Consider the following 2044-nt stretch of genomic DNA (forward strand, 5'->3'; position numbering starts at 1 on the left):
TAAGTAAGGCTCCAACTAATAGGAAGGGTAGCTCCTGTTTCATTCTGTGCATTCTATTCATAACTACTAGAGCAGAAGTGAATGATGCTAATAGAACAAATATTTGTCCAATAATTGCATATGCATTTCCACTTTTTCAGTTAGGTGAGGCTACAAGCCCATTATCTATATCAAATATAGAGAAGAAAACCATTCCGAATAAGAAGGTTCCGACCATAATTCATTCTAGTATTGTTTGCTTTTTGAAAAGCTCTTTTCAATATTTCATTGTGTACATAAGGTACTTCCTTTCTACCAAAAGAAAATACATAAAAAGGAATGTGGCAAATTAATGGTTCGCCGTAGAGACTCTCTTCCATATTAAGAGATTAATTCTTTTGGTGTTAGTATTATATACTATTATTATATACTATTGGTCAAAAAAATCAAGTTTATAATTTTATGGCATATTAGACATTTTTTTCTTTATAATAGTCTATGTTAACTGTGTATTTATATCCGTAATATGCTCGGATGTCTCTACAAGGCAGCGTAAATGCCACTAATACCAGATTCTGGTAATACAAAGTTAACCACTAAATTGCGGCACACTTTGTATTTTTCTATGCAAAAATATACTCTAACAATTCCTATATTTTTGCATGCCCAATTCAAATGTTTGTGTTCGCCGAAAGGAAAAAACATGAATAAAACTTCTAAAATGAAGACTAAAAATCCTGATGGTAATTTTATTGCAAGATATTTTAAGTTTTCAGATAGACAGACAACATTCAAGAAAGAAATGCTTGGTGGATTAATCACTTTCCTAGCTATGGCTTATATTTTAGCTGTTCAACCAGGAATGATGAATGCCTTAAATGTTAAAGGTAAACCAGAAGTAATGCCAATGGGTGGGGTATTCTTAGCTACAGTTATTTCTTCTTTTGTTGCAACAATGATTATGGGTATGTTAGCAAACGTACCATTATCACTTGCTCCAGGTATGGGGATTAATGCATTCTTTGTTTTCACAGTATGTATTGTATTAGGTATTGATCCTTATGATGCAATGGCAACAGTTCTTGTATCAGGTTGACTATATTTCATTATTGCTATTACACCAGCAAGGAAATATATTTCTAAAGCAGTTCCTAAAAACTTAAAGATTGCTATTGGTGCTGGTATTGGATTCTTTCTAGCATTTATGGGATTACAAGATGCTGGGATTATTCAATCTGACGCAATTAATGCTGGTCCAAATGCTATCTCAGCAACATCGGTAAAATTAGGAGATTTCAGAAATCCACTAGTACTTGTGGCAATAGTCGTAATCTTCCTAATGTTTATATTACACTTTATGAAAGTTAAAGCAGGAATCATTATCTCAATGATTATCGGAGTAATCCTAATGGCCATATTATATGGTGCGGGTGTAAAGGGATTCTCAAATGCTTTTAAAATGAAAAGTTACTCTGAGGAATTTGGCGGTTTCTCGACTATCGCTGGTAAAGGTTGAACTCACTTAGGTTCAATGTTTAAAAACCCACTTTCATATATAGCAATATTCGTATTCCTATATACTGACTTCTTTGATACAACAGGTACATTATTTGTTATTGGTGAAGCTTCAGGAATCAATGAAAGAGAAGGGGATAAATGAATGACTAAAGCTAACATAGCTGATGCAGCCGGAACTGTATTTGGTGCTTCAGTTGGGGCTTCAACAGTTACTTCTTTTGTTGAGTCAACAACAGGTACAGCAGCAGGGGCAAGAACTGGTTTTGCTTCAGTTACAACTGCCTTCCTATTCTTAGCTTCAATGGCCTTATGACCAATCATGAGTCCGTTAATGCCAATTCCAAATGAATTCCATCACCCTGGTGCAGTTACAACTGAAACAATCAAGCCTATTACTGCTCCAGTTCTGATATTAGTTGGATCACTAATGATGATGCAACTTAAAGAATTCAACTGAAAAGAGATGATTGACGTTCCTGCGTTATTCTTAACTATATTAATTACTATGCTTACTTATTCAATTTCTGCTGGTATGGCCGCAGGTATC

General features: G+C 34.4%; 2 protein-coding genes and 1 riboswitch. Of the genes, one reads left to right on the plus strand and one right to left on the minus strand.

Features of this window, described 5'->3' with window-relative positions; all coding sequences use genetic code 4:
* A partial coding sequence (locus tag C4B25_RS04570) for a hypothetical protein (protein ID WP_131613967.1) occupies nt 1–277 on the minus strand: 277 nt, incomplete at its 3' end.
* A 21-nt stretch (nt 278–298) separates the two neighbouring features.
* A riboswitch (purine riboswitch) is annotated at nt 299–396 on the minus strand.
* Between the two features lie 286 nt (nt 397–682).
* Between C4B25_RS04570 and C4B25_RS04575 the strand changes: the two genes are divergently transcribed.
* Nucleotides 683–2044, plus strand: a 1362-nt coding sequence (locus C4B25_RS04575; RefSeq protein ID WP_168380712.1) for an NCS2 family permease, incomplete at its 3' end; no start/stop codon positions are given.

Origin of the sequence: Mycoplasma todarodis (assembly GCF_004335995.1) — a bacterium.
GTDB lineage: Bacteria > Bacillota_I > Bacilli_A > Mycoplasmatales > Metamycoplasmataceae > Mycoplasma_K > Mycoplasma_K todarodis.